Genomic DNA, 24467 nt, shown 5'->3' with positions numbered 1-24467 from the left:
TTTGTTGCGGCCTGCAACGGCGTTGGAAAAATTGCCGTAATCTCCTATGATTGGCTATTGGCTGATGCCGAAAATGCGTCGTCGATCCTCGGATGGCGACGCCGTTTGCCGTTCTGCGGCGTGTCCAGGAGTTGAGTCATGGTGGACAGAGACGGGACGCCGTCCTTGACCGAGACGCCGGTGCCGGCGGTCGGCTTCCTGTCCGGGCTTTCGGGCAGGCTGCTCCTCCTGACCGCCGTCTTCGTCATGATCGCCGAAGTGCTGATCTTCGTGCCCTCGGTCGCCAATATGCGCCTGCAATGGCTGCGCGACCGGCTGAACACGGCGGCAGCCGCCAGCGTCGTCATCGAAGGCCTGCCGGACCAGGAACTGCCGCGCGCCGTGCAGCAGGAGACGCTGATGGCGACCGGCGCCAAGGCAATCATCCTGAAGAAGCAGGACGCCTCGCGCATGGTCGCCGCCGTCGAGATGCCGCCGAGCATCGATGCGGAATACGACCTCTCCGACGTCTCGACGCTGACGGCCGTCTACGACGCCTTCGACACGCTGATCTTCGGCGGCGACCGCGTCATCCGCTTCTACGGCCCCGTCGGCGAATCGAGCACGCGCATCGAACTCTTGCTCGACGAACGCGCGCTGCGCCGCGCCATGCTCGGCTATGCACGCAACGTCTTCATCCTGTCGATGATCATCTCGCTGGTCACCGCCAGCCCGATCTTCTTCGCGCTCAACCGCCTGCTGATCCGCCCGATGCGTCGCATGACGGCGAACATCCAGGAATTCGCTGCCGATCCTTCCAACCCCGCCCGTGTGCTGAAACCCTCCGGCGGGCGCGACGAGATCGCGGTGGCCGGTATTCACCTCGCGGCCATGCAGCAGACGCTGCAACGCACGCTGAAGGAACAGAAGAACCTCGCCGACCTCGGCCTCGCCGTGTCGAAGATCAACCACGACATGCGCAACATCCTGTCCTCCGCCCAGCTGATGTCCGACCGCCTGTCGGATGTCGACGACCCGGTGGTTAAGCGCGTCGCGCCAAAACTCTTGCGCAGCATCGACCGGGCGGTGGGTTACACGAACGAGGTGCTCTCCTACGGCCGCATGCGCGAGCCGGAGCCGCGCCGCCGCTTCGTAGCGCTGCGCCCGCTGGTACAGGAGGTCTCCGAGGTGCTGGCGATCGATGCGCGCGGCGACATCGAATTCGTGCTCCAGGTCGAGCCCGGCCTGCAGGTCGATGCCGATAGCGAGCAGCTCTTCCGCGTCATCCACAATCTCTGCCGCAACGCGGTGGAGGCTCTGGCGCAGGATACCGCCGCCGACCGCCGCACCGTGCTCGTCACGGGGCTTCGCACCGGCAGCGTGGTGTCGATCGCCATCGACGACAACGGCCCCGGCATGCCCGCGAAGGCGCGCGACAACCTCTTCGCCGCCTTCCGCGGCTCCGTGCGCTCGGGCGGCACCGGCCTTGGCCTTGCGATCGCCCGCGAGCTGGTGCTCGCCCACGGCGGCACGATCGCGCTTGTGGAAAAGGCGACGCCCGGCACGCTGTTCCGCATCGAGCTGCCCGACCGCCCCGTCCCCCTCGACGCCTTCCGCCACCGGGCCTGATCCCCCGGGCGTTGCGGGCGGCATGTGACGGCACGATGAAAAAAGTACATCTTTTCTCAGAAATCCGCTTGCAATAAGCCGGCGATCCCTTTAGGAACCGCCTCGCAGCCGGGCAGTAGACGCCTTGTTGCCAGCGCACCCGTAGCTCAGCTGGATAGAGCACCAGACTACGAATCTGGGGGTCAGGAGTTCGAATCTCTTCGGGTGCGCCATTTCTTTTCCAGATCGGACAATCCGGTCTTAGATCCTTCCCACCACAATCACCGAATGCCCGCGATGTTGATATTGGCCAGCGCCTCCACGTCACGCAGAAAAGAAAAAGGGCCCGAAATCCGGACCCTTCTCAGTTCTCGCTCGCGATTGCTGGTCGCGTTGAGTGTCAGATCACCGTGGTCTTGATGAAGATCGAGTTCACGTCCGTGTGGGCGAGGAAGCCGTAGCCGCGGGGCTTGAGGATCTGCACGAATTCCTCGAAGCGGCCCTCGTGTTCGCACTGGATGATGGTGGGCTGGAAGACGTGGTCCATTTCCGATAGCACGGCGGCGTCGAGGCCCTCCACATCCACCGAGAGATAGTCGCAATGGGTGCCGTAGTGCTTCTTCAGGAAGTCGTTGATGTGCATGTTCTCGCATTCGATCGACTCGACGATATTGTCGGTGCCGCCGAAATTCTGGAACATCGAGATGTGGTCCGTCGAAATGGAGGACAGCTCGTTCTTTTCGTGGATGTGCAGCTTGATCGTTTTTTCGTGCGAGACGCTGATGGCGCAGTTCACAACGGTGTCGTTGGGGCGCGCCTTTTGCAGCGTTTCGGCGAGCGACGGGATCGCCTCCACCAGCACGCCCGTGGCGCCGTAGAGCTTGTAGAGTAGGTAGGTCGCGCTCGTCTGGAACGGGTGGTTGGCGCCGATTTCGATGTAGCGGATCGAGTCCATCGACCGGCCGGCCCGGCGCATCTGCGCGCGCAGAACCGATTCGACGATGAAGTCCTCGTTACATTGCCCGTAGGTCTCGTAGATGTTCGTCGGAATCGGTGCGGGATTGATGCCGAACGTATTGCATTCGTTGGCGATGAACGGGTTCTGGAAGACGTGCCGTACGGTCTTGAGCATGCATGGTTCCTTTGTCCTGGCGAGTTCCCGTTGCGCTCAAGGCGACGGCAATCTTTCACTCCTCCTTACGGGCGCCGACTTACCTGAGGCTTGTCTGTCGCAAGGGCGGAAAGCGGACGGGGGCGAATTTGGCGGTTTACGATAGTAATATAATATGATGTTTTACGCGGACTGCTGAGGAGTTTCCTTCATCGAAGAGGGCGGACCTGTGCGCAAAAAGGGCCTGCTCGAAACCATGATGAACGGTGCGGCGGCGCATTCCAGCCATTCGCAGGTCGTCGATGCGCTCGGCAAGGCGATCGTTTCCGGCGAATTCGCGGTCGGGGCGACGCTGCCGGGTGATGCGGAGCTGGAGGCGCGCTTCGGCGTGTCGCGTACGGTGCTCCGCGAAGCGATGAAGACGCTGGCCGCCAAGGGGCTCATCGTGCCGCGGGCGCGCATCGGCACGCGGGTGATGCCGAAGGCCGAGTGGAACCTGTTCGACGGCGACATCCTCACCTGGCATTTCGCCGTCGGCGTCGATGACGGTTTCCTCATCCACCTGAACGACATTCGCCTTGGTTTCGAGCCGCATGCCGCCGCCCTTGCCGCCCGCCATGCGGTGGAAGCGGATATCAATCAGATGATGCTGCTCGCCGTCGCCATGGGCGATCCGGATCACACGCCGGAAACCCTGGCGCTCGCCGACCTGCGCTTCCATCTCGCCGTCATGGAGGCCTCGCGCAATCCGTTCATGCGCACCATCGGCAGCCTTATCGAGGCGGCGCTGGCCGGCGTCTTCAAGCTGAGCTCACCGGCCGCCGATCGCGGCAAGATCGGCGATGTCGCGGCCAGCCACATGCGCATCGTCGAGGAAATCCGCCGTCGCGACGAGGACGGTGCGCGGCGCGCCATGGAAAACGTCATCCGCGTCGGCCGGGGCCGATGATGGGGGCTTTGGGGGCGCCAGAGGCCTGAAAAGGTCGCCGGCCGTGACCGATATGCCACGGCCTGTCGTGCTCATGCCGCCCGCAAGGCCGCCGCCGCATCGCTTCGCTTCAAAACCGCCCGCCGCTCCGCTAAGCAGGGGCGAATGGTTGAGGCCGCACAGGCGAAACCTGGAAAGCGGAAGGAAGCGGGGCATGACGAACCGCGAAAGGCCGCGCGTATTGCGTCGCGTAATCATTGCCGGGCTGCTGGCGTTGGCGGGTTGTGCCGGCCGGCCGGAAGGCGTGCTGCTGCCGGGCGGCGAGCCGCCGGCGGGGGTCTCGAAGGTCGACCTGCTCGTCGCCACCACACGCGCGCCGTCGAAACAGCCGGGCGTGCTGTTTTCCGGTGAGCGCGGCTCCGATCTCCAGATGCGCGAGATCACGGTCTCCATTCCGGCGGATGACAAGCGCAAGGTCGGCCAGGTGCAATGGCCGGAAAAACTGCCCGCCGATCCACTGAAGGATTTTACCACCGTCAGCGTGACGCCGATCGACAGCGCCAAGGCCGGCAAGGCCTGGCTCGGTGCGAACCTGCCGAAGAGCCGGCGCGTGCTCATCTTCGTGCACGGCTTCAACAATCGTTATGAGGATGCCGTTTACCGTTTCGCGCAGATCGTGCACGATTCGAAGACCGATGCGGCACCGATCATCTTCACCTGGCCGTCGCGCGCCAGCATCTTCGATTATTCCTACGACAAGGAAAGCACCAACTATTCGCGCGATGCTTTGGAGGAGTTGCTGCGTGCCGCCGTGAACTCGCCCCAGGTGGGTGAAATCACGATCATGGCTCATTCCATGGGCACTTGGCTTGCGGTGGAGACGCTGCGCCAGATGGCGATCCGCGACGGGCGCGTGCCGAAGAAGATCCAGCAGGTCATCCTTGCGTCACCCGATCTCGACGTCGACGTCTTCGGCCAGCAGCTGCGTGCGATCGGCAACGACCGGCCGAACTTCACACTGTTCGTCTCGCAGGACGACCGGGCGCTGACGCTGTCGCGCCGCATTTCCGGCAATGTCGACCGGCTCGGCCAGATCGATCCGTCGAAGGAGCCCTATCGCTCCATGCTGGAAAAGCAGGGCATCACGGTGCTCGACCTGACGGCGTTGAAATCCGGCGACAGTCTGAACCACGGCAAGTTTGCAGAAAGCCCGGAGGTCGTGCAGCTCATCGGCAATCGCCTGATCGCCGGCCAGACCGTCACGGATTCCGAGGTCGGCATCGGCGACCGGCTGGGCGCCGTGGCGCTCGGAACGGCGCAGACGGTCGGCAGTGCGGCCAGCATCGCGGTCTCGACGCCGATCGCCGTCTTCGATCCGGTGACGCGCAAGAATTACAACGACCAATGGCTGCGCTTCGGCAGCTCGGTGGAAAACACGGCGGTCACCGCTACGGGCCAATAAATAGCGCGCATGGAAAAGGCGGCCCCCGCAAGGGCCGCCCTCCACTCATCCCGCAAGGATCAGCGGACCCAGATGACCTCGCGGGTGCCGCGGTCGACGAGAACAGGGCGCTCGTCGACATAGATGTAGCCGTAGTTCGGGTTTTCCGGCACTTCGACGATCTGCACGGTTTCAGGGATCACGACGCCGGCCTCGACCGGGCCTTCCAGCAGGACGGGATCGAGTGGATGGCGCTCGACATAGGTGATGGTCGCTTCCGGAATGTCGCTCGAAATGCTCGCCGTCGTCTCGACCTCAGGCGCGTAGACGACCTGGCGGCTGTCCGTGCGCACGATCACCGGGCGGTTGTCGACATAGACATAGGCGAGGTCCGGGTGATCGGGGATCGGCGTCAGCGTCACGGTGTCGTCGAAACGCGTATCGGCGGTGACCTGGCCTTCCAGCACCACCGGCGGCGTCGGGTTTTCCATCACATAGACGCGGGCATCGTCCGGAACGGCGGCTTCCGCGCCGATCGCCACGCCAGCCACACCGCCGACGATGGCGCCGACCGGGCCGCCGACGACGGCACCGACGGCAGCACCCGCAGCGCCACCGGCAGCACCGCCGAGAACTTCCTTGTCGCCGTCGTCCGCATGGGCGACCGTGGCGCCGATGAGTGCCAGGGCGGCACCGGCCATGAGAATCTTGCGCATGTCTTTCTCCTTCGAAAGTTGGGTTTCCCACCCCTTCGGCGGAGAGAACGGCATAGGCCCTGCGCGGTTCCGCAAGGGCCGCGCCGGGGCGTCTCACATTGTGTAACGCGCGTTAACCGGCGCCCTCAGGCAATCTCGGAATCGCGCCGCGCGATCTCGTAATCCTCGTGGTGCACCTGCAACCCCTCTTCCGTCACCACGACGATGCCATAGGCGGCCGGCTCGTCCACCGAGAGCGAGGCGTTCGGCGCGTCGAAGGGCATCGGCTGCTGGTGCACCGGGCTCTTGAAGATCGAGAAGGGAATGCCGCGATGCGAGCCGCCGATCGTGCGGTGCACATGGCCGGCGAAGATGTGGCGGACATTGCCGTGTTTCAGCACGAGCTCGTAGAAGGCGTCCTCGTTGCCGAGCCGGATCGCGTCCATGCCGGTAAAACCCGTCTTGTGCGGCGGGTGGTGCATGAAGATGAGCACCGGTCGGCCGTTAGCGCTGGAAAGCGTGCGGTCGAGCCAGGCGAGGCGCGTCTCGCAGAGATAACCGGCATGGCTCATGGGGTAGTCGTAAGGCGGCGCGAACAGCGTGTCGAGCAGCACGACGCGGCAATCGGCAAAGTCGATCGCCTGCTGCACGAAGCCGTTTTCGTCCGGCGTCACATAGGTGAAGGTTTCCAGGAAACGCTCGCGATAATCATGGTTGCCGATGGTGATGGCGGCGGGCGGCACGAGCAGGGAGATGAGTTCGCGCAACCGCTCGTAGGACATCGTATCGGCGCGGTGCGTCAGGTCGCCGGTGAAGATGACCCGGTGGGCATCGGCATGGTATCGGTTGACATGCTCGATGCCGGCGAGCAGCCGCTGGTAAGGATCGAGGCCAATGATCGTCGTGCCCTCGGGCACCATGTGCAGGTCGGTGAAAACAATGAGCTTGGTCATGAAAAGGATCTCGTTGCGGGCGCTATTTCGTAGCGCGCAATGCTGTCGCATGAAAAGCAGTTGGAACAGATGACGATCTGATATATCAGAGAGTCGACAGCGCCGGCGGGCCGGCAAAGACGGAGCGAGACGACATGAGATGGAAGCGCACGATCCAGTTGCTGGACGTTCATTGCGAAGGCGAGATCGGCAAGGTGGCGATCGGCGGCGTGCCGAAAATCCCTGGCAACACGATCGCCGAGCAGCTCAACCATATCAACACGGTCGATGACAGCCTGCGCCGCTTCCTCTGCCTGGAGCCGCGGGCGGCGGCGACCGGCTCGGTCAACCTGCTGGTGCCGGCCAAGCGCCCGGAGGCCGATGCCGGCTTCATCATCCTGCAGGCGGACCAGGCGCACGCCTCGTCCGGCTCCAACTCCATCTGCGTCACCACGGCGCTTCTCGAATCCGGCATCGTCGAGATGAAGGAGCCGGAGACGGTGGTGATCCTCGATACCGCCGCCGGCCTCGTCAAGGCGACGGCGACCTGCCGCGACGGGCGCTGCGAGAAGGTCAAGCTCACCATGGTGCCCTCCTTCGTCGAGGCGCTGGACGTCGAGATCGACACGCCGCACTGGGGCCGCGTTCGCTTCGACATTTCCTATGGCGGCATTTTCTATGCGCTGGTCGATGTCGACCAGATCGGCACGAAGATCGAGAAGGCCAATGCCCGCGCGCTCGTCGATGCCGGCATGGCGCTGAAGGATCTGATCAACAAATCGATGAAGGTCGTGCATCCGGAAATCCCGGAAATCAGCGGCATCGCCTATGTGATGTTCCGCGATCGCGACCCGGACGGCCTGGTGCGCACCGCCACGACGATGTGGCCGGGCCGCGTCGACCGCTCGCCCTGCGGCACCGGCAATTCCGCCAACCTCGCCACGCTGCACGCCCGTGGCCTTGCGAAAGTGGGCGATACGTTCCGCTCGCGCTCGATCATCGGGTCCGAATTCGAGGTGGGGCTTGCGGCCGAAACCGAGGTTGCCGGCCGCAAGGCGATCATCCCCACCATCACCGGCCGCGGCTGGACCTTCGGCCTGCACCAGATCGCGCTCGACCCGACCGACCCGCTCGCCAACGGTTTTGCGATGACGGACACCTGGGGGCCGCAGGCGGGCGAGATCGGCTGACCCTTATTTCTCGGCATAGTGCTTCTCGATCGCGCCGAGCGTGATCGGATCGATCTCGGCATTCTCGGCGCCGGCGATCAGCTTGCGCTGGGCCAGCACCTGCTTGATGGCAAGGCGGGCATCGGCGCTGAGCTTTTCCGGCGCGTCGCGCAGGATCACTTCGAGATCGACGTCGCGCATCTCGAAGGCGGCGACGAGGCTGTTCACGGCCTGCTCGACATTCTTCACGATGCCGGTGCCGCTCTGCTGCATCAGGCCGAATTTCAGCTTGCCGTAGCTGTCGCCACGGTCGGCCGCCTGCTTGAAGTAGCCGGCGGCGGCGGAAAGGTCCTGCGAAACGCCCTCGCCGGATTCCAACATGAGGCCGAGATTGATCATCGCATCGACGCTGCCGCCCTCGACGGCCAGCCGGTAGAAGGCCGCCGCCCGGGCATTGTCCTCGGAGACGAGGCTGCCATCGTCGAGCAGCACGCCGAGATTGAAGGCCGCCGTCTCGTCGCCGGCAGCCGCCGCCTTGTCGAACCAGCGGGCCGCTTCCGCGCCGTTGATCTCTGTGCCGATGCCGTCGCGATAGGCGACGCCGAGATTGTAGGCGCCGAGCATGTCGCCCAGTTCCGCGGCCTTTTTGTAATGGCTGAATTCAGCGGTGGGATCGCCGCGTTTGCCGAGCATGGCGCCGTAGTTCACCATCGCAACGGTGTGGCCGAGGGCCGACGCCTCGGCATAGAGCTTCATGGCTTCGAGATCCTGGCCGGCGCGCTCCAAGGCGCGGGCGAGCTGGAAGGCCATGCGGGCACCGCCGCCGGCATTATAGGCTTCGCGGCAGGCGGAAAGGGCCGCGCCGATCTCGATATCTTCTAGCGCAACCGGCGCGAAGGCCGTGTTGCGGGTCATGTCGTAGCGGCTGCCGGCGCTGGCATCGCAGCGGGCCTCGATCGAAAGCGTGTCGGCCTGGACGCTGCCTGCGGCGCCCGAAAGCAGGACCGCGAAGAAAAGGGCGCGGCCAGCCGTCTTTACTCCTGTGGATCGCGAAATCATGATCCGTCTCCCTTCGTTGGATGACCGCACCTTAGTGGACCGGCGAAACAAGGCTGTTTCCGCGGGAACAGTGGGAGAGGGGCAGGGCGGCGCATAAGGTTCGCAGGTCAGGCGGCAAACGCGATTGACGCGTCGGCCTGTATTGGTTCAATTCCATCCGTCGGGTTTGTGCTCGCGCGAAAGGCATGTCATGCGAACGCTCAACGCTTTCTCTCCGGTCACCCTCAGCCGCCGGTTCTTCATCGCCGGCGCGGCGCTTGCGCTGACCGGCATCGGCGTTCGCGCCACGCAGGCCAATGCGATCATCGGCAAGGCGGTGCAGATCACCGGCGAGGTCACGCGCAAGCAGGCGGAGCGCCTCGAAGGCCTGAAGGCCGGCGCGAGCCTGATGGACCATGATTTCGTGAAGACCGGCAAGGAGAGCTTTGCCTCGCTCGAACTCGGCGACGACACGAGCCTGCTGCTCGGCAGTGAGACGGAACTGCTGATCGACACTTTCATCGCCGGGCAGGGCGGCGTCATCGAGCTCGGCACCGGCCAGATGGTCTTCGACCGTCCGGAAGGTCTCGCCAAGATCGACCTCACGGTGCGCACCGCCTTCGGGATGATCGGCGTGCGCGGCACGAAATTCTTTGCAGGTCCCAGCCGCAGCGCCTTCGCGGTCTTCGTCGAGCATGGCCTCGTGGACGTCACCGGCGGCGGCGTCACGCGGCAGGTCGCACCCGGCCAGGGCGTCGAGATTGCCTCGGTAGGGGCCGCACCCGGCGAGATCACGCAATGGGGCGAAGCCCGCATCCGCGAGGCCTATGCGAGCGCCGGTATCCGTTAATCCAACGTAAAGAGTTCCATCGTGCCGAAGCCACGGATTTCGTGGCTGCCGATGGGGCGCAGCGGCCGGCTGGTTTCGCCGGCTGCATTCGGGCCAACGCAGATCTGCGTGCCCAGGAACTTGTTGGCATCCTGTAGCCGTGCGGCGAGATTCACCGCATCGCCATGCGCGGTATAGTCGAGCTTGCCGCCGATGCCGACTTCCCCCAGCACCGCCATGCCCGTCTCAACGCCGATGCGCGTGCGGCCGAAGTCCCGGTCGAGGAAGGTCGGGCGGCGGCGCATCTCCTCCGTCAACGTGCGGATTTCATCGGCGCAGGCGAGCGCCTTGTCGACATGGCGGTCGAGATCGTCCGGCGCGTTGAACAGCGCATGCACGGCATCACCCACCACCTTGTCCACCATGCCGCCATGGCGCGCGACCAGCGCGTTCACCTCGGAAAAATAGATGTCGAGCAGCCTGACGAGGTCATGCGGGCCGATCTTCTGCGCAAGCGTGGAAAAGCCTTCGATATCGGTGAACAAAGCCGTCACTTGCCGCTCCTCGCCCGCCACGCGACCGAGGTCCGGATTGTCGATGTAGCGCGAGACGACCGACTGCGGCAGGTATTGCGCAAAGCGCTGGCGGGCCGTCGCTTCGGCCCTACGCACATGGGTGAACTGCAGGAGGCCGGTGACAAGCGCCGCCGTCGCCACGATCAGCGTGACGCCGACCGCATCCGACAAAAGCGCCGTTCGCATATAAAGCAGGACCGACGCGCCGAAGACGATGCCGACCAGCCCGAGACCAGCAAGTGCCGCCCAGAGCGGGCGCAGCCGCGCCGCCGCGAGTGCCACCGCCGCGCCGGCGATAAAGGCGAAGCCCGCCTCGATCGGTATGAGGCCGGCATCGCGCATCGGGATATGGTCGGTCAGGATGGCGTTCGCCACATCCGCATGGATCTGCACGGAGGGTTCCAGCGGCATGGAGGCGCTGGTGCGCAGCCCGCCGAGATTGGGCAGGCTGCTGCCGATCAGCACGACCTTGCCGGCGATCTTGTCCGCCGGCACCCGGCCCGCCACGATATCCGCCGCAGAAAAGGTGCGCGCGCCAATGGTGCCGGCGCTGCTCGCAACGAAGCGCAGGCTGCCGTCCTCATCAAGCCGCATGATGCGCGAATCGTGGCGCAGCCAGGCCGGCGTGCCGCCGAGCACCGGCGTGCGCGCGCCCGCCGCCAGCCGCGCCGCCTCGACGCCGAGCGCCGGATAGGCCGCATTGCCGACGATCGCATAGGCCTGCACGCGGCGCACCACCGCGTCTTCATCGCCGACCAGGAAGGATGCGGCGGCGGCGGCCGCCTTGTCCTGGAGGAAGGGGCAGGAGCTTTCCGTGCCGTCGATGAACCAGAGTTCCGGCACATCGACAGGCCGCTGCAAGGCGAGCGCCGGCACCGGATGCGGCGCGCCGTCGAGTGTTTCGCCGATAAGGAAACCCAATATGGTCGGCGTCTTGCCGATGGCACCCGCCAGCGCGGCATTCGCCGGTTCGTCTGCAGCGCAATCGGTGCTGAAGACGAAATCGAAGGCGATCGCCGTCGGCTTGGCGGCGGCCAGCCGCTCGATCAGCGTCGCCGTCTGCGTGCGCGTCCAGTCCTTTTCCGGCGCGCTCTGGAAGGCCTTGCGGTCGATATCGACGACGACGATCCGGTCGCTCGTCTCCACCGGAACGGTCTGGGTCAGCGCATCGAAATAGAATTCGCGCTGCCGCTCCAGCGCCGTTTCGCCAAGTAGGAAGAGCGCCAGCGCACCGGCAAGGCTCGCCACGAGGCCGGCGGCAAGCGGTCTGTATCTCTTGGCGATCATGCCCCTAGTCGTCATCCGGCTCGGCGATGGTTTGCAACCGGCCGATATGGCAATGGATGATGCCTTCGTTGCGGCGGATGGCGCCCGCCTCCTGAAGCGCGAGGATCGACCGGTTGATCTTCGGCCGGCTGGCGCCGACGATGCTTGCGATCTCCGTCTGGCTCAGCGAAAGCTGGAGATTGGCGCTCTCCGGCAGGTCCTCGCCATGGATGTTGCGCAGCGTCGCAAGGAAGAAGCGCGCAACGCGGGCTTCGAGATCGTAGAGCGCGATGGTTTCGAGCTGCTCCGTGGTCTCGCGCAGCTTGGTGCAGAGATAGTGGATGATCGCCTGGGCAGCCGTCGGGTTGCGGGTGAGGACTTCCAGGAAATCGCGCTTGGAGATGACGTAGCCCTCGGTCGCGACGACGGCGGTGGCATCGGCAGAGCGCGGCTGGCCGTCGAGGATCGCCATTTCGCCGAGCACCGAGCCGGCCTCCAGCTGGCGCAGCGACAGTTCCTTGCCCTGCGGCGTGATGAGCGAAAGCTTGATGCGGCCGGAAACCAGAGCGATGAGGTAGGTGCCCTCGTCGCCGCGCTGGAAGATCACCGTGCCCGCCGTCCATTTGCGGAGCGAAGCGATGGCCGCGATCTCGCCGATCGTATCCTTGCCAAAACCCTCGAAAATCGGGAAGGAACGCCAGAACGCGCCGCTTTTGTTGATCTCGTTCATATCCGGTTTCCCCCGACCGCCGCTGACGAAACGAAGACGCGCCGCTCGGCTCAAATCTTCGCCCAGCCGCGGGGCGCATGCAACAGAAAAGAACGGAGAGTTCCGGGGCGGTCCCGTCTTCTACTGGCAGATGCGCACGCGTTTGGTGACGGTCTTGCCATAGGCGCCTTCCGTGCGGATGCGCTTGGTGATGCAGGTCTGCTGGTAGTGGCCGTAATAGCCGTCCGCATAGGCCGTGCCGGCATGGCCGGGCGCGGTGAAGGCGAGGGAAGCGGCGGCGAGCGCGAGGGCGAGGAGATAGTGGCGCATGCGGGGCTCCGGCTGGAGATTTCTGAGGCGGGGTGTCGTGCCTCGTTTGTTGCATGGCCGGGGCGAGGGTTCTGTTCCGGCGGGAACAAGGCATCGTTCACAAAAAGCGAACGATCTGTATCCCGATCGCCCGTCTAGTTTGACGACGGAAAACTGATATCTCTCTGCCAACGCAAACGACCAAAGCCTCAGGAGCTTTCCATGCAACAGAACGTCGTCGTCCTCGTCGGACGCATTCTTCTCGCCCTCATGTTCATCACTGCCGGTTATCCGAAGCTGCTCGATCCGTCGGGCACCGCCGGCATGATCGCCGGTGCAGGCCTGCCGGCCGCGACCGCGCTTGCCTACCTCGCCGGTCTCTTCGAAGTCGTCGCTGGCCTCTTCGTGCTCGTCGGCTTCCAGACGCGCATCGCCGCTTACCTTCTCGCCGCCTTCAGCGTGTTCACGGCCCTCGTGTTCCACAGCGGTGCGATCAACGTTCCGGACTTTCCGGAAGGCGCGAACGGCCTGCTCACCCTCTTCAACGGCCTGATGATGTGGAAGAACATCACGATCGCCGGCGGCTTCCTCGTGCTCGCCGCCTTTGGCCCCGGCGCCTATTCGCTGGACGCCCGTTCGGCCGCCGGCAAGACCGTCGCCGCCTAAGCATCCACCATACTCTGATCCTCCAGAAAAACCCTCCCCGGCCTCCGGGGAGGGTTTTTCGTGCCTAGCATGCTGGAAAGCCGCGTCTCTTGCTGCTATGCGCACGGTAAGACAGCCATGTGGGGAGATGCCGATGTTTTCCAATTCCTTTCCGGACAAAAACGTGATGGCGGGGCTGATGGCCCGCATGCTGTGGGAGATCAAGGCGGTGCATTTCCGCCCGGAAGAGCCCTACAAGCTCGCCTCCGGCATGGCCTCCCCGGTCTACATGGATTGCCGCAAGCTGCTCTCCTATCCGCGCATCCGCTCGGCCATCATGGATTTCGCGGCCGCCACCATCACCCGCGATGCCGGCTTCGAGCGCTTCGACGTGATCGCCGGCGGCGAGACGGCGGGCATTCCCTTTGCCGCGCTGCTGGCAGACCGTCTTGGCCTGCCAATGGTCTATGTGCGCAAGAAGCCGAAGGGCCATGGCCGCAATGCGCAGATCGAGGGCGTGATGCCGGAGGGTGCGCGCGTGCTGGTCATCGAGGACCTCGTCACCGTCGGCGGCTCGATGTTCACCTTCATCGACGCAATCCGCGCGGCCGGCGGCGTGGTGGATCACGGCATGGCGCTGTTCTACTACGGCATCTTCCAGGAAGCGGAAGCCCGTTATGCCAATGGCGGCGTCAAGCTGCACCATATCGGCACCTGGCGCGACGTGCTGGCGGTCGCGCGCGAGGAAAAGCTGTTCGACGACGCGACGCTCGCCTCCGTCGCCGCCTTCTTTGATGCGCCGCTCGTCTGGTCGGCCGCCCATGGCGGCGTCGCGGAGCTGCCGACCTCTTGAAAGGCGCTCGCGAAAAGGCTCTGGCGCTTTCCGCCATGATCGTTTAAATCGATTGAAAGTTCGGTTGGAGGAAGTCTGATGATCCTGTGTTGTGGTGAAGCGCTGATCGACATGCTGCCGCGCACGTCGACGCTCGGCGAGGATGCTTATGCCCCCTATGCCGGCGGGGCGATCTTCAACACGGCGATTGCGCTCGGCCGCCTCGGCGTGCCGACGGGCTTCTTCACCGGCCTTTCCGACGACATGATGGGCGATATCCTGCGCGGCACGCTGAAGGAAAGCGGCGTCGACTATAGCTATTGCGCAACGCTGTCGCGCCCGACCACCGTCGCCTTCGTCAAGCTCGTCGACGGCCATGCGACCTACGCCTTCTACGACGAGGGCACCGCCGGCCGCATGATCACCGAGGCCGAGCTTCCCGCCCTCGGCGACGATTGCGAGGCGCTGCATTTTGGCGCGATCAGCCTGATCCCCGAACCCTGCGGCTCGACCTACGAGGCGCTTCTGGCGCGCGAACACGAAAAACGCGTCATCTCGCTCGACCCGAACATCCGGCCCGGCTTCATCAAGGACAAGGATGCCCATATGGCCCGCATCCGCCGTATGGCGGCGATGTCCGACATCGTGAAGTTCTCCGACGAGGACCTCGCCTGGTTCGGGCTCGAAGGTGACGAGGAGACGCTCGCCCGCCACTGGCTGCACCACGGCGCGAAACTCGTCGTCGTGACGCGCGGCGCGGAAGGCGCCGTCGGCTATACCGCGAGCCACAAGGTCACGGTGCCGAGCGAGCGCGTCAGCGTGGTCGACACGGTCGGCGCCGGCGATACGTTCGATGCCGGCGTGCTCGCCTCGCTGAAGATGCAGAACCTCTTGACCAAAGAACAGGTGGCGAAGCTCGACCAGGACCAGATCGCCAAGGTGCTGGTGCTCGGCGCCAAGGCCGCGGCCGTCACCGTCTCGCGCGCTGGCGCAAACCCGCCCTGGGCAAAGGAAATCGGGCTCGCCTGAGCCGGCAGGACACAGGCCGCAACCTCTCCTCCGTCATGCTCGGGCTTGACCCGAGCACCCACGCCACAAGCGCCGCGCGTGCCGCATGGATCCTCGGGTCAAGCCCGAGCATGACGACAGAGGGTGGGGCAAGGTGGCGAAAACAGGCTGAAAGTGCCCTTTCATTCGCCTGTCATCGCAGCATGGTCAAAGGGGCCATGCTCGACCACACCGCTCCAGATTCGCTTGCCGCCGCCCGGTCGAATGGCCGGGCTCCCACCATTCTTGTCGTGACGGATGCCTGGCGCCCGCAATTGAACGGCGTCGTGCATACGCTCGAAGAGCTCGCCCGCTCTATGGCGGAGGAGGGCATCGACGTCGTCTTCCTGACGCCGCAGGAATTCACCACGGTGCCGCTGCCGTCCTATCCGGAAATCCGGCTCGCCATCACTTCGAAGCGCCGCGTGCTGGCCGAGATCGAGAAGATCGCACCCGACTATATTCACATCGCCACCGAAGGCCCGCTCGGTATGGCGGCGCGCAGCGCCTGCCTTGAGCGCCGGCTGCCCTTTACCACGGCCTATCACACGCGTTTTCCCGAATTCATCAGCGCGCGCCTGCCCATTCCGGAAAGCGTCAGCTACTGGTGGCTGCGCCGCTTCCACAATGCTGGCGACGGCATGATGGTGGCGACCAAGTCGCTCGGCGCGGAAATGGCGGCGCGCGGCTTCGTGCGCATCAAGCGCTGGTCGCGCGGCGTCGATACGAAACTGTTCGATCCGGCAAAACGCCGCGATCTCGGCCTGCCGCGGCCGATCTTCCTCAATGTCGGCCGCGTCGCGGTGGAAAAGAACCTGCCGGCCTTCCTCAGCCTCGACCTGCCGGGCAGCAAGGTCGTCGTCGGCGACGGGCCGGACCTTGCCATGCTGCGCCAGCGGTATCCGGACGTGCATTTCCTCGGCCGCAAGACCGGCGAGGACCTGGCAAGCGTCTATGCCTCGGCCGACGTCTTCGTCTTCCCGAGCCGCACGGATACGTTCGGCAATGTCATGCTGGAAGCACTGGCGAGCGGCGTCCCGGTCGCAGCCTTTCCGGTCACCGCCCCGAAGGACGTTCTCGGCGAAGGCGGCGCGCTGTCGGAGAACCTGCGGGAAGCGGCCCTGGCCGCGCTCGATATCCCGAAGGATGTCGCCCGCGGCCGCGCCATGACCTATAGCTGGAGCGCCTGCGCGCGCGAATTCCTCGGAAACCTCACCCGCGTGCCGCGCGGTGCATTCGCGGCACGTCGTCTCAGCCTTCGCTCCTGACGAGCTTTAGCTCGCGGCCTTCAGCAGGGCCGCAACGAGGCCCGCCGTCGACGAATCGTGGCCTTCCGCGCTTTCCTTGCCCTCGACGACCGGCAGCAGGCCCGTCGCCAGTTCCTTGCCGAGTTCCACGCCCCACTGGTCGAACGAGTTGATGTTGAACAGCGCGCCTTCCACGAAGACGCGGTGCTCGTAGAGCGCGATCAGCCGGCCGAGCGCAAAGGGCGTCAGGCTGTCATAGACCATGGTGATCGACGGGCGGTTGCCGGAGAAGACGCGGTGCGGTGCGATCCTGTCCGCCTTCGTCTCGTCCATGCCCTTGGAGGTGAGCTGCGCCTTGGCCTCGGCCAGCGTGCGGCCCTTCATCAGGGCTTCCGACTGCGCCAGGCAATTGGCGATGAGCAGCTGGTGCTGGTGGCGCAGGTCCTTCTCGTGGCCGTTCGCCGCAATCATGAACTCGGCCGGAATGACCGTCGTGCCCTGGTGGATGAGCTGGTAGAAGGCGTGCTGGCCATTGGTGCCGGGCTCGCCCCAGACGACCGGACCGGTCTGGCCCTCGACCGGCGTCGAATCCATCGTCACGGACTTGCCGTTCGATTCCATGTCGAGCTGCTGGAGATAGGCCGGGAAACGCGACAGGCGCTGGTCATAGGGCAGGATGGCGCGCGACGGATAACCGAGCACGTTGCGATGATAGTAACCGATGAGGCCGAGCAGCATCGGGATGTTTTCGCGGAACGGCGCCTCGCGGAAATGATTGTCGATAGCATGGCCGCCGGCCAGGAACTCGGCAAAGTTTTCCTTGCCGATCGCGATCATCAGCGGCAGGCCGATCGCCGACCAGATGGAATAACGCCCGCCGACCCAGTCCCAGAAGCCGAAGACGCGTGTCCCGTCGATGCCGAAGGCCGAAACCTTGTCGAGCGCCGTGGAAACCGCGCAGAAATGGCTGCCGACGGCGGCGTCGCCCAGCGCATCGGCGATGAATTTGCGCGCCGTCGCCGCATTGGTCATCGTCTCGATCGTCGTGAAGGTCTTCGAGGCGACGATGACGAGCGTCGTCTCGGCCTCAAGCAGCTTCAGCGTATCGGCAATATGCGCGCCATCGATGTTGGAGACGAAATGCAGCCGCGGGCCGTCATGGAAGGGGGCGAGCGCCAGCGTCGCCATGACCGGGCCGAGATCCGAGCCGCCGATGCCGATATTGACGACGTCGGTGATCTTCTTGCCTGTTGCACCCTTCAGGACACCCGAGCGGATGCCATCTGCAAACGCGCCCATGGCGTCGAGCACGCCGTTCACATCCGGCATCACATCCTTGCCCTCGACGAGCACGGGCGTGTTGGAACGGTTGCGGAGCGCCGTGTGTAGCACCGCGCGCTCTTCCGTGATGTTGATGATCGCGCCGGCAAACATCGCGTCGCGCTTCGTCTCGACGCCGGCATTGCGGGCGAGCGCCTCCAGCCCGTCGAGCACGGCGTCGTTCACCGCGCATTTCGAATAGTCGAAGAGGAAGTCGTCGAGTTTGGCGTTGTAGCGGGAGAACCGCTCAGGATCGGCCGCAAAGGCGGCCCTTATGTCTGTGGCGTTGGTATCGCGAACGATGGATTTCAGCTTTTCGACAAGCGCGTTCATCGGCGTCTTCCTTGGCTTTGGACGATGCCGGTTAGCTAGTCGCTTTGGCATGCGCAAATCAAGACCGAAAACGCGGCTTGCCCGAAAAAACTAAATCGATTTAACCCACGTCGCCGTTTAGCCGCGAAGGTCCTTGCGGAGAATCTTGCCGACGTTGGATTTCGGCAGTTCGGTGCGGAACTCGATGAAGCGCGGCCGCTTGTAGTTGGTGAGGTTGGCCGCGCAATGCGCCTTCACGTCGGCCTCCGTCAGCGCCGGGTCGCGGCGCACCACGAAGAGTTTCACTGCCTCGCCGGAATGTTCGTCCGGCACGCCGATCGCCGCGCATTCGAGGATGCCGGCCAGCGACATCGCCACTTCCTCCACCTCGTTCGGGAAGACGTTGAAGCCGGAGACCAGGATCATGTCCTTCTTGCGGTCGACGATCTTGGTGAAACCGTCCGCCGACATGAAGCCGATGTCGCCGGAGCGGAAGAAGCCGTCCGGCGTCATCACCTTCGCCGTCTCGTCCGGCCGTTGCCAGTAGCCGGCCATGACCTGCGGCCCGCGAATGCAGATCTCGCCGATCCCACCAAGCGCCAGCGTGTTGCCGTCGTCGTCGCGAATCTCGATATCCGTCGAGGGCAGCGGCAGGCCGATCGTGCCGGTAAATTCCGGCTTGTCGAAGCGGTTGGCCGTGGCGACCGGCGAGGTTTCCGACAGCCCGTAGCCTTCGGTGATGGCGCAGCCTGTCATCGCCTGCCAGCGTTCGGCGACCGGCCGCTGCACCGCCATGCCGCCGCCGAGCGTCAGCACCAGTTCGGAGAGGTCGAGCTTGGAAAAATCCGGATTGTTCATCAGCGCGTTGAACAGCGTGTTGAGGCCGGGGAAGATGTGGACACGATACTTCGACAGCTCCTTCACGAAGGCCGGTATATCGCGCGGATTGGCGATCAGCACGTTATGGCCGCCCAGCGCGATGCCCATCAGCCCGTTCACCGTCAATGCGAAGATATGGTAGAGCGGCAGCGCACAGATGAAGACGAGTTGGTCCGGCCGCGCCTTCACCCGGAAGGTCGGCTCGATCCAAAGCTTGATCTGCTCCATGTTGGAGAGCAGATTGGAATGGGTCAGCGTGGCACCCTTGGAAATGCCCGTCGTGCCGCCGGTATATTGCAGGAAGGCCGTGTCGTCGGGCGCAACGCTGACCGGCTTCAGCACGCCGCGTGCGCCCTCCGCCATCACCTGCGTGAAGGGAATATGCCCCGGCAGCGACCAGGCCGGCACCAGTTTCTTCACCCGGCGCACGACGAAATTGACGATCAGTCCCTTGAGCCCCAGCATGTCGCCCATCGTGGTGACAACCACATGTTTCACCGCCGTGCGCGAAACCACTTGCGCCACCGTGCTTGCGAAATTCTCCAGCACGAACAGCGCCTTGGCGCCCGCATCCTTCAGCTGGTGTTCGAGCTCGCGCGGCGTGTAGAGCGGGTTGACGTTGACCACGACGAGGCCGGCGCGCAGGATGCCGAAGATGATCACCGGGTTCTGCAGGATGTTCGGCATCATGACCGCCACGCGGTCGCCCTTTTCCAATCCCTGCGCCTGCAGCCAGACGGCGATCTTTGCCGACGCCGCTTCGAAATCCTTGAAGCTCAGCGTCTTGCCCATGCTGGTAAAGGCGGGGCGATCGGCATAACGGGCGCAGCAGCTTTCGACGAGGGCGCCGATCGACGCATGGCCGAGCGGCGCGATCTCGCCCGCCATGCCCTCCGGATAGGAGGCAAGCCAGAAACGGCCGGTCGGTTGCGTGGAAGTGTCCTGGACTGTGGCCGACATGCATGCTCCTCCTCTTGCGCGCGGGCATCATCCGTCCCGCCGGCACCGAAGGTTCCTCCAACCATCCGATGCGGACAAGATGATGCTTTTGGCGGGCGCCATCAAGGGCTATCGCTAACTTACATTGACGTAAACGTCAACAATCAGTCGGCGCAACGTCACACAGCTTTTTTACAAGGCGGGTAATTGCGGCGGACTGCGGCGTCTCATCGCGCCCCGGCCCTAAAAACCGCGTATATGTTTAACATTCTTCTAGTAGACCTTATCTAGATGGTCCGGCCGCTTGCCGGCCTCATGGGAGTGGACGAGTTTGCTGCATTCGGAACATCGCAAAAGTGAGCCCCGGTTTCTCGGCGCGGCGCGCCCGAGCAGCGTCGCGCTCATATCTCCGATCTCGGCGGCGCGCTGGCTCCTCGTCCTCATCGTCTTCGCCGGCATCTATTTCTTCCATGGCTTCGTCGTGCCGGTGCTGGCCGCCCTCGTCATCGCCTTTGCCAGCTGGCCGCTCTATGCGCGCCTGCTCGCGCAGGTGGGCGGCAACCGCACGCTGGCGGCCTCCATCGCCATCCTGCTGATCCTCGCCTTCATCGTCGGGCCGATCATGATCGCCTCGACCTATGCCTTCCACGAGATCCGCGACTGGATCGGCTGGGCGGTGGAGACGAACCGCACCGGGGCCGTGACGCCGGACTGGATCCGCGCGCTGCCGGTCATCGGTGGGTGGCTCGACATGCAATGGACGCGCTTCCTCGATCATCCGGGCGCGATCGGCGAACTGACGCAGATCGTCAGCGGCGCCAATATCGGCAACATCTACCGGGTGGCGCTCGCCGCCGGCGGCAAGGCCTTCGGCCTGCTGCTCGCCATGCTCTTCATGCTGATCGCGCTGTTCTTCATCTACCGCGATGGCCAGTCCTTCGCCGGCCAGGTCGATCGCCTCGGCGAGCGCATCCTGCCGATGCGCTGGGAGCGCATTTCGCGCATCGTGCCGGCGACGATCAGCTCCACTGTGACCGGCATGACGCTGATCGCCATCGGCGAAGGCATCGTGCTCGGCGTCGCCTACTGGATCGCCGGCGTGCCGTCCGCCGTCACGCTCGGCGTGATCACCGGCATCATGGCGCTCTTCCCCGGCGGCGCTCCGCTCTCCTTCACCCTCGTCTCGGTCTACCTGGTCTCCAGCGGCTCGCCCGTTGCCGGCCTCGCGCTCTTCATCTGGGGCTCGGTGGAACTCTTCATCGTCGACAAGACGCTGCGCCCCCGCCTCGTCGGCGGCCCGATCAAGCTGCCCTTCCTGCCCACCTTCTTCGGCCTCATCGGCGGCGTGAAGACCATGGGCTTCCTCGGCCTCTTCATCGGCCCGGTCCTCATGGCGCTCCTCGTCGCCATCTGGCGTGAATGGATTCGCGAAGTCGACGCCGCCGAGGCGCCGCCGTCGCCGATCATCCTCGACCCGACCACCGAGGCCGCGACGCGCATCGAGCAGGAGCGCAATGTCGGCTGAGCCGGCTACTTAGAGCAGATTGCGTGCGCGAAGCCCCTGCATCCGCTTGCAAATTTTACGGCCGCAACCATAGTCTCCGCTTGCGCGTCTTGCGCAGTTTCTTGGGGGACTAAAACATGACATCCGTTCAGCGGACAGGGCTCGCCGCCCTCGTCCTGGCGACCGTTTTCGCCACATCCACCACACCGGCGCTCGCCTGGGGCTGCATCGCAGTCTCCGAAGAGGGCAGCTACGGCTACAGCTACAGCTACGACAACGAAGGGTCTGCCCGGGAAAAGGCACTGACCGAATGCGCCAACCGCACAACGGAAGAATCCGTCTGCGAAATCACCGAATGCGACGAAAGCGAATAAGCAAGAGGAGCCCGCCCCGTGGGCGGGCTTCCGCACCTGATCCTGTTCGCGGAAAGCGGGGCCGACTCTCGATCGCTACGTTCTCACCAGGTTTCTCTTCGGGCTGGCCGTGTCGGACGCACTTGCGAAGAAGCGTTTCAGTTTCAAGAAATGTTTTTCGAGAAGGTGCCAGGAAAGCCAGGCCGGAATGACGAATGCGATAATGCCGCACGTGATGTAGAGGCAGGCCGCAATCGGCTCCGGCATTCCAAGCCGCGCAAAGGGGGCCGGAGAAAAATGTGCCAGCACGAAGGGGTGAATGACGTAGAGGCCGTAGCTGTATTTTCCGAAAAAGCGCAGCCAATGGGGTTTGAACAGCAGTCCCATGCTCCCGCCTCGATAGTCTGGGAGGCACATAACCAATAGACCGCCCCAGCCGATGGCAAGAACCGAAAAGCCCAGCGTGTGCATCCAGCGGTCGGCGAACCATACGCCGTCGCGCAGCATGAAAACCAAAAGAACCAACGTCGCCGCTATCACCGCCGCCCATGGGGCCGCCGCAAAAACACGCTGTTTCGCTGTCCGGTCTCTCATGGCCACAGCGATGAGCGCACCGGTGACCAAAGTGTCAATGCGGAAGGGCGTGAGCGTGTAGGCCGCGCCCTGCGGGATCCCGAACGCTGCCACCGCAAGCCGCCCACAAACGGCGCCGCCCATCAGCAGGATGCACAGTCCGACAAATTTTCTGCGGTTGAGAAAATAGACCGCAAAGGGCCAGATAAGATAGAACTGCTCTTCGATGGCGAGAGACCAGAAGTGTATCAGCGTCAACCACTCGACGTTGAAAAAGCGGGCGCCGCCTGCAGCGACGAAACCCCAGTTCGTCATGTAGGTCCAGGAAAACACCTGATGCTCTCGGATAAAATTCAGTTCCGGCGTGTTGAAGTATCCTGCCGCCGGCATGACCAGGAAGACAACGATTAGCGTGGCGTAATAGAGCGGGAATATCCGCAAGGTACGGCGTGCGAAAAAGTTGCTGAAGAAATTCCTGTTATCCTTGGTGTCGATCAGAATACCGGTGATCAGGAAGCCGGACAGGACGAAAAACAGGTCTACCCCGATCCATCCGATCCCTCCGGCCATATATAAAATGGACTTCTCCGCTGCTCCGAATGGGTAGACGAGCGTGAGATGGAATATCATGACCAGCAGTATCGCAAGGCCACGCAGTCCATCCAGCGCATCTATGCGGCCTCCATCCTCTGTCAGCCTGGCAACCCCATGTCTTGGCATGTGTCAAACCCTCTCCAAGCGAAACAGGCTAGCGAAGCAAAAAGTGCCGCATACTTGAGCATTGGGAGGGGATCGATCCGCTCAATTGGGTGCGCTTCCATCGATGGTACACCTGCCTGTGGCCATTGTCGGTAGTACTCCAAATGCCTACGTCGAAAGGGGAAGCTCGTGACTGCCTCGGCACGATTCTCGAAGACACGAGCCGTCGCCTGCCATGCGCGAATATGGTAGCCTCAAACCATGACCAGTCTGTCCAGCGAAACATTTTTCAGCACGCTTCCCGTTTTCGTCGATTTCGCCGGCGTTGCCGATAGCAGGAACTACCGGGCTTTGCCGGCCGACTGGGCCTTGGCGACGGCCGATATCGTCGATTCCACCGGCACGATCGAGGCCGGCCGCTACAAGGCGGTCAACATGGCCGGCGCCAGCGTCATCTCGGCCATCCTGAATGCGCTGGGCAACAGCGACCTTCCCTTCGTCTTCGGTGGCGATGGCGCCGTGGTCGCCGTGCCGCCATCGGGGGTGGAGAAGGCGCACGACGCGCTTTCGGCGGTGCAGGCCTGGGTAGGCGAGGAACTGAAGCTGACGCTGCGCGCCGCGCTTGTTCCCGTGGCCGATATCAACGCAGCCGGTCGGGAAGTCGGCATTGCCCGATTTCAGGTCACGCCGGACCTTTCCTATGCGATGTTTGCCGGCGGTGGGTCGAGCTGGGCCGAAGCGCGCATGAAGGAAGGCCTCTTCGCCGTTCCGCCAGCGTCGCCCGGCGCCCGTCCGGACCTGACGGGCCTGTCCTGCCGCTGGAACCCGATCCGGTCCCGCCACGGCGACATCGTCTCGATCATCGCGGTCCCCGTCGCACCCGGCAACCTGGAGCCGTTTCAGACGCTGATCGTCGACATCGTCGCGCTCGCCGCCGGCGAGGAGCGGGAGGGCCATCCCGTCGCGCAGGAGGGGCCGCAGATCGGGCTGTCGATGGCCGGCCTGTCGGCGGAAACGAAAACTGCGCCGAAGGACAAGCGCTTTTCGCACCGGCTGTTCATTCTGGGGCAATATTTTCTGACGGTCGCGCTCTATCGTTTCGGCATGAAGCTTGGCGGTTTCGATGCGCGGGTCTACCGGCAGGATGTCGCCCGCAACGCAGATTTCCGCAAGTTCGACGACGGCCTGAAAATGACCATCGACATCGATCCGAAAAGGCTTCGCGAGATCGAGACACGGCTTGAGCAAGCCGCAAGCGCCGGCATCTGCCGCTTCGGCCTGCACCGCCAGGATTCGGCATTGATGACCTGCATCGTGCCGACAGCGCTCAAGCGCGACCACATGCATTTCATCGACGGCGCCGCCGGCGGCTACGCCATGGCCGCCACGCGCCTGAAGAAACAGATCTCCGCCACGCCGCTTGAGACAGGCACACAAGGGTGAGGCCGCATGCCCTGACGGGCGGAGGCTTGGACCGAAACTGACCAATGGAGAGTGAATGGTGCCGCTTACGGGCATTGAAGCGCCG

At 64.1% G+C, this 24467-nt stretch carries 22 protein-coding genes and 1 tRNA gene; 13 read left to right on the top strand and 10 right to left on the bottom strand.

What is annotated here, in order from left to right:
• The first annotated feature begins 138 nt into the window (after positions 1–138).
• Both J2Y63_RS14675 and J2Y63_RS14670 read left to right on the top strand, forming a co-directional pair.
• Complete coding sequence (locus J2Y63_RS14675) at positions 139–1608, top strand: sensor histidine kinase (RefSeq protein ID WP_435266692.1); 1470 nt, start codon at positions 139–141, stop codon at positions 1606–1608.
• Positions 1609–1743: 135 nt separating this feature from the next.
• Positions 1744–1820: transfer RNA gene (locus tag J2Y63_RS14670), tRNA-Arg, on the top strand.
• Between the two features lie 167 nt (positions 1821–1987).
• Here J2Y63_RS14670 and J2Y63_RS14665 read toward each other — a convergent pair.
• Positions 1988–2719 carry an FkbM family methyltransferase gene (locus J2Y63_RS14665; protein ID WP_256118022.1) on the bottom strand — a complete coding sequence of 244 codons (732 nt, stop codon included), beginning with the start codon at positions 2717–2719 and terminating at the stop codon, positions 1988–1990.
• A gap of 235 nt (positions 2720–2954) precedes the next feature.
• Here J2Y63_RS14665 and J2Y63_RS14660 point away from each other — a divergent pair, with 235 nt between their 5' ends.
• Both J2Y63_RS14660 and J2Y63_RS14655 read left to right on the top strand, forming a co-directional pair.
• Complete coding sequence (locus J2Y63_RS14660; RefSeq protein ID WP_435266940.1) at positions 2955–3647, top strand: FadR/GntR family transcriptional regulator; 693 nt, start codon at positions 2955–2957, stop codon at positions 3645–3647.
• 193 nt (positions 3648–3840) lie between these two features.
• Entirely contained in the window at positions 3841–5088 is a 1248-nt protein-coding gene (locus J2Y63_RS14655; RefSeq protein WP_435266691.1) for an alpha/beta hydrolase, read from the top strand.
• 59 nt (positions 5089–5147) lie between these two features.
• Here the strand turns inward: J2Y63_RS14655 and J2Y63_RS14650 are convergent, their stop codons facing one another.
• Complete coding sequence (locus J2Y63_RS14650; RefSeq protein ID WP_435266690.1) at positions 5148–5783, bottom strand: DUF1236 domain-containing protein; 636 nt, start codon at positions 5781–5783, stop codon at positions 5148–5150.
• Positions 5784–5908: 125 nt separating this feature from the next.
• Positions 5909–6715, bottom strand: coding sequence for a 2', 3'cyclic nucleotide phosphodiesterase SpdA (gene spdA, locus J2Y63_RS14645; protein ID WP_435266689.1), 807 nt, complete (start codon positions 6713–6715; stop codon positions 5909–5911).
• Positions 6716–6849: 134 nt separating this feature from the next.
• Between spdA and J2Y63_RS14640 the strand changes: the two genes are divergently transcribed.
• Positions 6850–7884: a proline racemase family protein gene (locus tag J2Y63_RS14640; protein ID WP_435266688.1), complete on the top strand. Its 1035-nt coding sequence runs from the start codon at positions 6850–6852 to the stop codon at positions 7882–7884.
• Positions 7885–7887: 3 nt separating this feature from the next.
• Here the strand turns inward: J2Y63_RS14640 and J2Y63_RS14635 are convergent, their stop codons facing one another.
• A complete protein-coding gene (locus J2Y63_RS14635; RefSeq protein ID WP_435266687.1) occupies positions 7888–8922 on the bottom strand; it encodes a tetratricopeptide repeat protein in 1035 nt (344 codons plus the stop codon).
• 190 nt (positions 8923–9112) lie between these two features.
• Here J2Y63_RS14635 and J2Y63_RS14630 point away from each other — a divergent pair, with 190 nt between their 5' ends.
• Positions 9113–9751 carry a FecR family protein gene (locus J2Y63_RS14630; protein WP_435266686.1) on the top strand — a complete coding sequence of 213 codons (639 nt, stop codon included), beginning with the start codon at positions 9113–9115 and terminating at the stop codon, positions 9749–9751.
• Here the strand turns inward: J2Y63_RS14630 and J2Y63_RS14625 are convergent.
• The 3 genes from J2Y63_RS14625 to J2Y63_RS14615 all read right to left on the bottom strand — a co-directional run bounded on the left by J2Y63_RS14625 (position 9748) and on the right by J2Y63_RS14615 (position 12610).
• On the bottom strand, positions 9748–11589 hold the full coding sequence (locus tag J2Y63_RS14625; protein WP_435266939.1) for a CHASE2 domain-containing protein: 1842 nt from the start codon (positions 11587–11589) through the stop codon (positions 9748–9750). The genes J2Y63_RS14630 and J2Y63_RS14625 overlap by 4 nt on opposite strands.
• Before the next feature lie 7 nt (positions 11590–11596).
• A complete protein-coding gene (locus tag J2Y63_RS14620; RefSeq protein WP_256118013.1) occupies positions 11597–12301 on the bottom strand; it encodes a Crp/Fnr family transcriptional regulator in 705 nt (234 codons plus the stop codon).
• A gap of 120 nt (positions 12302–12421) precedes the next feature.
• Positions 12422–12610, bottom strand: a complete 189-nt coding sequence (locus J2Y63_RS14615; protein ID WP_256118012.1) for a hypothetical protein — start codon at positions 12608–12610, stop codon at positions 12422–12424.
• A 201-nt stretch (positions 12611–12811) separates the two neighbouring features.
• Here J2Y63_RS14615 and J2Y63_RS14610 point away from each other — a divergent pair, with 201 nt between their 5' ends.
• From J2Y63_RS14610 to J2Y63_RS14595, 4 genes are all read left to right on the top strand, one after another.
• Positions 12812–13255 carry a DoxX family protein gene (locus tag J2Y63_RS14610; protein ID WP_435266685.1) on the top strand — a complete coding sequence of 148 codons (444 nt, stop codon included), beginning with the start codon at positions 12812–12814 and terminating at the stop codon, positions 13253–13255.
• Between the two features lie 133 nt (positions 13256–13388).
• A complete protein-coding gene (locus tag J2Y63_RS14605; RefSeq protein WP_256118006.1) occupies positions 13389–14087 on the top strand; it encodes an orotate phosphoribosyltransferase in 699 nt (232 codons plus the stop codon).
• A 78-nt stretch (positions 14088–14165) separates the two neighbouring features.
• Positions 14166–15095, top strand: a complete 930-nt coding sequence (locus J2Y63_RS14600) for a carbohydrate kinase family protein (protein ID WP_435266684.1) — start codon at positions 14166–14168, stop codon at positions 15093–15095.
• Positions 15096–15292: 197 nt separating this feature from the next.
• Complete coding sequence (locus J2Y63_RS14595; protein ID WP_435266683.1) at positions 15293–16381, top strand: glycosyltransferase family 4 protein; 1089 nt, start codon at positions 15293–15295, stop codon at positions 16379–16381.
• A 6-nt stretch (positions 16382–16387) separates the two neighbouring features.
• On the opposite strand, the gene pgi is transcribed toward J2Y63_RS14595, so the two are convergent.
• On the bottom strand, positions 16388–18013 hold the full coding sequence (gene pgi / locus J2Y63_RS14590; protein ID WP_435266682.1) for a glucose-6-phosphate isomerase: 1626 nt from the start codon (positions 18011–18013) through the stop codon (positions 16388–16390).
• 117 nt (positions 18014–18130) lie between these two features.
• Positions 18131–19831 carry a long-chain fatty acid--CoA ligase gene (locus J2Y63_RS14585; RefSeq protein ID WP_435266681.1) on the bottom strand — a complete coding sequence of 567 codons (1701 nt, stop codon included), beginning with the start codon at positions 19829–19831 and terminating at the stop codon, positions 18131–18133.
• A 382-nt stretch (positions 19832–20213) separates the two neighbouring features.
• Between J2Y63_RS14585 and J2Y63_RS14580 the strand changes: the two genes are divergently transcribed.
• Both J2Y63_RS14580 and J2Y63_RS14575 read left to right on the top strand, forming a co-directional pair.
• Entirely contained in the window at positions 20214–21335 is a 1122-nt protein-coding gene (locus tag J2Y63_RS14580) for an AI-2E family transporter (protein WP_256118351.1), read from the top strand.
• Between the two features lie 116 nt (positions 21336–21451).
• Positions 21452–21688 (top strand): DUF4189 domain-containing protein, encoded by a 237-nt coding sequence (locus J2Y63_RS14575; protein WP_435266680.1) that lies wholly within the window; start codon positions 21452–21454, stop codon positions 21686–21688.
• A gap of 75 nt (positions 21689–21763) precedes the next feature.
• Here the strand turns inward: J2Y63_RS14575 and J2Y63_RS14570 are convergent, their stop codons facing one another.
• Positions 21764–22960 carry an acyltransferase family protein gene (locus J2Y63_RS14570; RefSeq protein WP_435266679.1) on the bottom strand — a complete coding sequence of 399 codons (1197 nt, stop codon included), beginning with the start codon at positions 22958–22960 and terminating at the stop codon, positions 21764–21766.
• 240 nt (positions 22961–23200) lie between these two features.
• Between J2Y63_RS14570 and J2Y63_RS14565 the strand changes: the two genes are divergently transcribed.
• Complete coding sequence (locus tag J2Y63_RS14565) at positions 23201–24382, top strand: DUF3095 domain-containing protein (protein WP_435266678.1); 1182 nt, start codon at positions 23201–23203, stop codon at positions 24380–24382.
• Positions 24383–24467 lie beyond the last annotated feature (85 nt).

Origin of the sequence: Shinella sp. BE166, from assembly GCF_051201095.1 — a bacterium.
In the GTDB taxonomy this organism is placed as follows: domain Bacteria; phylum Pseudomonadota; class Alphaproteobacteria; order Rhizobiales; family Rhizobiaceae; genus Shinella; species Shinella lacus.
This window is presented reverse-complemented; position numbering and strand designations above follow the sequence as displayed.

Coding starts and splice junctions, on each gene's coding strand:
- J2Y63_RS14675 (WP_435266692.1), top strand. CDS start 139: ATGGTGGACAGAGACGGGACGCCGTCCTTGACCGAGACGCCGGTGCCG.
- J2Y63_RS14665 (WP_256118022.1), bottom strand. CDS start 2,719: ATGCTCAAGACCGTACGGCACGTCTTCCAGAACCCGTTCATCGCCAAC.
- J2Y63_RS14660 (WP_435266940.1), top strand. CDS start 2,955: ATGATGAACGGTGCGGCGGCGCATTCCAGCCATTCGCAGGTCGTCGAT.
- J2Y63_RS14655 (WP_435266691.1), top strand. CDS start 3,841: ATGACGAACCGCGAAAGGCCGCGCGTATTGCGTCGCGTAATCATTGCC.
- J2Y63_RS14650 (WP_435266690.1), bottom strand. CDS start 5,783: ATGCGCAAGATTCTCATGGCCGGTGCCGCCCTGGCACTCATCGGCGCC.
- spdA (WP_435266689.1), bottom strand. CDS start 6,715: ATGACCAAGCTCATTGTTTTCACCGACCTGCACATGGTGCCCGAGGGC.
- J2Y63_RS14640 (WP_435266688.1), top strand. CDS start 6,850: ATGAGATGGAAGCGCACGATCCAGTTGCTGGACGTTCATTGCGAAGGC.
- J2Y63_RS14635 (WP_435266687.1), bottom strand. CDS start 8,922: ATGATTTCGCGATCCACAGGAGTAAAGACGGCTGGCCGCGCCCTTTTC.
- J2Y63_RS14630 (WP_435266686.1), top strand. CDS start 9,113: ATGCGAACGCTCAACGCTTTCTCTCCGGTCACCCTCAGCCGCCGGTTC.
- J2Y63_RS14620 (WP_256118013.1), bottom strand. CDS start 12,301: ATGAACGAGATCAACAAAAGCGGCGCGTTCTGGCGTTCCTTCCCGATT.
- J2Y63_RS14615 (WP_256118012.1), bottom strand. CDS start 12,610: ATGCGCCACTATCTCCTCGCCCTCGCGCTCGCCGCCGCTTCCCTCGCC.
- J2Y63_RS14610 (WP_435266685.1), top strand. CDS start 12,812: ATGCAACAGAACGTCGTCGTCCTCGTCGGACGCATTCTTCTCGCCCTC.
- J2Y63_RS14605 (WP_256118006.1), top strand. CDS start 13,389: ATGTTTTCCAATTCCTTTCCGGACAAAAACGTGATGGCGGGGCTGATG.
- J2Y63_RS14600 (WP_435266684.1), top strand. CDS start 14,166: ATGATCCTGTGTTGTGGTGAAGCGCTGATCGACATGCTGCCGCGCACG.
- J2Y63_RS14595 (WP_435266683.1), top strand. CDS start 15,293: ATGCTCGACCACACCGCTCCAGATTCGCTTGCCGCCGCCCGGTCGAAT.
- pgi (WP_435266682.1), bottom strand. CDS start 18,013: ATGAACGCGCTTGTCGAAAAGCTGAAATCCATCGTTCGCGATACCAAC.
- J2Y63_RS14585 (WP_435266681.1), bottom strand. CDS start 19,831: ATGTCGGCCACAGTCCAGGACACTTCCACGCAACCGACCGGCCGTTTC.
- J2Y63_RS14575 (WP_435266680.1), top strand. CDS start 21,452: ATGACATCCGTTCAGCGGACAGGGCTCGCCGCCCTCGTCCTGGCGACC.
- J2Y63_RS14570 (WP_435266679.1), bottom strand. CDS start 22,960: ATGCCAAGACATGGGGTTGCCAGGCTGACAGAGGATGGAGGCCGCATA.
- J2Y63_RS14565 (WP_435266678.1), top strand. CDS start 23,201: ATGACCAGTCTGTCCAGCGAAACATTTTTCAGCACGCTTCCCGTTTTC.